Raw genomic sequence first — 3,825 nt, forward strand, 5'->3', positions numbered from 1 at the left:
CCGGCTCACCCTCGCGGGGCCCGTCGCCGCCACGGCGCGGCAGCGCACCAGGCGCGCCCGGACGGTCTTCGTCCCCGGCGACCATCCCGACCACGCGGGCCGGCCCAGGCCCAGGGCTCCGACGAACTGATCGGCGTTCGCTGATCGTTTTTCTTCTCTTCGTCGGAGGTTCCGTCTTGCTGTTCGATCTGTTCCTGCTGCCCGTGGAGTACGCCCACCGGCTGCTGACCCTGCTGGGGGCCGTGCTTCCGCCCGCCGCGGCGATCGCCGTGCTGACCCTGGCCGTCCGGGCGGCGCTGCTGCCCCTCGCGGTGCGGACCGCCCGCGCCGAGAAGGCCAGGGCCGCGCTCGCACCGCAGGTGGAGAAACTGCGGAAGAAGTTCGGGAAGGACCCGGAGCGGCTGCTCAGGGAGACCTCGGAGCTCTACCGCAGGGAAGGGGTGAAGCTGACCGGCGGGCTGCTGCCGTCCCTGGCGCAGGCCCCCTTCTTCATGGTGCTGTACCAGGTGTTCACCCGGACGGCCATCGCCGGGCAGGCCAACGCGCTGCTCGTCCACACCTTCCTGACCGTCCCGCTGGGGCAGTCGTGGATCGGGGTGCTGGGCACCGCGGGCCTGGTGTCCGGGCCGTCCGCGCTGTTCCTGGCGCTGTTCGCCGTGCTGGCGGCGCTGGCCTGGCTGAGCGCCCGGCAGATCCCGCAGCCGGTGCTGCGGCTCCTGCCGTTCGGCACCGTGGTGTTCGCGGCCTTCGTCCCGCTGGCCGCCGGGATCTACCTGGTCGTCTCGGGCGTCTGGACGGCCGTCGAGCGGGCCACGCTGAAGCGGGTCGTGCTCGCCGCGTGACCCTACGGGCCGGTCAGAGCCGTTCGAACGCGACCGCGTCGGTGACGCCGACGGCCTGACCGGTCCGCTGGGCGTTGGCGCGGATCATCTGCTCGGTGCCGTCATGGCCGTCGAGGTTGTCGAAGTAGACCTTGTGGGCGCTCAGCGCCGACAGGCCCCTGTCGAGGAACCCGGTGACGTCGACATAGCAGTTGGCCTGCGGCGACCCCGCGAACAGCGTGAACCGGACCCCGTGCCAGGCCGGTTCGGCCAGTTCGCGGAAGACCCACGGGTTCGCGGCGTCGCGGACGCCGTCGGCGACGGCCAGCCCGAGGGCGCGGTGGTCGGCCATGTTGAAGCCGCCGCCGCCCGGCCAGGAGTCCCGGAAGTTGCCGGAGATCACCACGTCGGGCCGGTGGCGGCGGATGGCGCGGGCGATGTCCTTGCGGAGCGGCAGGCCGTACTCGAGCATCCCGTCGGGATGGTCGAGGAACTCCACGACGTCCACCCCGACCCTGCGGGCCGCCTCGATCTGCTCCAGCGACCTGAGCGGGCCCACCTCCTCGGGCGGCATCGACTGGATGCCCGCCTCGCCCCGGGTGGCCAGCACCTCGATGACGGTCTTGCCCTGGGCGGTCCATTTGGCGATGGCGCAGGCCGCGCCGTACTCCAGATCGTCGGGATGGGCGACGATCGCCAGCGCGGTCGTCCAGTCCTCTTCCACCGGTTCCATGGGGTTCACACTAATCTTTCGGACGTGACCGTACGCGTGCTCCCCCTGATCGTGCTGCTGGCCGGCGCCGTGGCGTGCGGCGGGACGGACACGCCCGCCCGTGCCGTCACCACGGCTCCGGCCACCGCTCCGGCCACCACCGGCCCGGCGCGGACCGCTCCCCCCGCGGCCGCTCCCGAGGCCGCGCCGACGATCAAGCCGCAGGTCGCGGCCGGGGTGTCGGCCCGCTGGGTGGTGTACGACCGGACCACCAAGAAGATCGTCTCCCAGCGGTCGGCGAAGGCCACGGTCCGGTCGGCGTCGGTGGTGAAACTGCTGATCGCGATCGACTATCTGGAGCGGCGTCGCGGCAAGGTCGCCCCCGCGGACGCCCGCGCGTTCGGGCTGATGCTCCGCTCCAGCGACGACAAGGCCGCCACCCGCTTCTGGAACCTGGGCGGCAAGGGCGCGATCATCACCCGGATGCGCAAGCGGGTGCCGCTCACCCAGACCGCGCCACCGCCCGCCGCCCGGCCCGGTTTCTGGGGCTACACCGCGATCAGCGCCCTCGACATCGCCAAGACCTACCGGTACCTGGCCGAGAAGGCGTCGCCCGCCACGCGGAAGGTCGTGCTCGGCCATCTCCGCAAGTCGGCCCCGTGCGGCACGGACGGCTTCGACCAGTCCTTCGGCATCCCGTCGGCGGTCAAGCGGCCGTGGGCGGTCAAGCAGGGCTGGTCGGGCTTCGGCGACCGGCCGCCCTACCCGTGCGGCGCGGGCACCAGGGGCGTCGCGTTCGTCCCGGCCGTCGCGCCCGATCTGGGGCTCGGCCGGCCGGTGCTGCACACCACCGGGCTGGTCGGCCGCGGCGACCGGTGGATCGTGGTGGTGCTGACCCTGAACCCGGCGGGGGCGTCCTACCGCACTTCGGTGCGGCGGCTCACCCGGCTGACCGCGTCGCTCACGAAGGGGCTGTGACGCGAGGCGGCTCATAGATCGGTTCTATGAGGTCCAAGGCGGAACCGCCTACCGCGGGCCCGTGCGGGCGGCCAGACTCTGAGTCGTGAGGAAACACCGTCCTCTCCCACCGCCGTGCGGGAGGGGGACGGGCTTGGCGGCGGCGGGCGAGGTGCTTGCACGCACGGTCGGCGCCCGCCGCCGTGCTCAGCCTGCCGGCACCTGCCCGCCGCCGTCCCGCCTCACTCCGAGCGCAGCGCCGCCGCCGTCTTGATCTTCGCGGCCCAGCCGGCGGGCACCAGCGCGCCGAGCAGCGCGACCCCCAGACCCGCGCCGACGAACAGCGCGAGCAGCGGCACCGGATAGATCTCGCCGAACCCGTACGGCAGGATGATGCCGGCCGGATCGGCCATCGCGGGCATCACGTACTCGTGCGCGACCAGGCCGAGCGGCACGCCCAGCAGCCCGCCGAGCAGGCCGAGCACGCCCATCGAGGTCAGCACCATCGCCAGCACCTGGCGCGGGGTGGCGCCGAGCGACTTGAGCACCCCGAAATCACGGGCCCTGTCCCTGGTGTTGAGGACGACCGTGTTGAAGACGCCGAGCCCCGCCACCACGGCGACGCCCAGGGTCAGCAGCCCGATCAGGGTCAGGACCACGATCAGCTCGGTGTTGTTCCCGCGTTCGTCGGTCGGCTCCGCGTACATCCCGTCCCTGCGCAGCGCTTCGGCGTAGGAGGTCGCCGACGTGCCGGGGGTGAGGGCGATCTCGGCGAACATCGGGTCGGCGTCGGGGTGGAGGGCGCGGACGGCCGCCGGATCGGTGAGCAGCACCTCGTTGCCGTCCAGGATCGCGGTCCCGGTGATCGTCAGCAGGGTCGTGCGGTCGCCGAATCTGACGGCGAGGCTGTCGCCGACCCGTCTGCCGGTCTCCCTGAGCAGCCCGGAGTTGACGACGACCTCGCCAGGACCGGCGAACCAGCGTCCGCCGGTCATCCGGTAGCCGTAGGGCGCGGTGCCCTCGGTATAGGCCTTGAGCTGGACGGGCCCGGTCCGGCCCGGCAGCGAGGCCGGTTCGTTGAACCCGGTCGCCACCTCGGCGGTGCCCGGCCTTCGGCGCAGCTCCGCCGGGTCGGCGGGGCCGTGCGGGCCGGCGAAGACCTCGACCTGGTAGGTGCCGATCCGGCCCTCGTCCACGAAGTAGGAGTTGAGGGTGCGTTCCAGCCCGGTCGCGAAGGTGCAGGCGGCGACGCCGAGCGCGACGGCGCTGACGGTCAGCACGGTCCGTCCCGGCCGCGCGAACGGCAGCCCGAGCCCGAGGCTGACGGGCCGCGCC

4 protein-coding genes are annotated in these 3,825 nt (G+C 73.0%); 2 read left to right on the forward strand and 2 right to left on the reverse strand.

Annotated features, from left to right (window positions below; genetic code table 11):
- Positions 1–176: 176 nt before the first annotated feature.
- A complete protein-coding gene (locus ACYVE7_RS30775; protein ID WP_460369662.1) occupies positions 177–842 on the forward strand; it encodes a YidC/Oxa1 family membrane protein insertase in 666 nt (221 codons plus the stop codon).
- Positions 843–855: 13 nt separating this feature from the next.
- Here ACYVE7_RS30775 and ACYVE7_RS30780 read toward each other — a convergent pair whose 3' ends face one another.
- Complete coding sequence (locus tag ACYVE7_RS30780) at positions 856–1,554, reverse strand: PIG-L deacetylase family protein (protein WP_460369665.1); 699 nt, start codon at positions 1,552–1,554, stop codon at positions 856–858.
- Positions 1,555–1,578: 24 nt separating this feature from the next.
- Between ACYVE7_RS30780 and ACYVE7_RS30785 the strand changes: the two genes are divergently transcribed.
- The gene (locus ACYVE7_RS30785; protein ID WP_460369667.1) at positions 1,579–2,511 is read left to right on the forward strand and encodes a hypothetical protein; all 933 of its coding nucleotides are present in this window, start codon (positions 1,579–1,581) and stop codon (positions 2,509–2,511) included.
- A gap of 221 nt (positions 2,512–2,732) precedes the next feature.
- On the opposite strand, the gene ACYVE7_RS30790 is transcribed toward ACYVE7_RS30785, so the two are convergent.
- Positions 2,733–3,825: ABC transporter permease (locus ACYVE7_RS30790; RefSeq protein ID WP_460369670.1), on the reverse strand; the 1,093-nt coding region annotated here is incomplete at its 5' end.

The organism is Actinocorallia lasiicapitis (assembly GCF_054778695.1).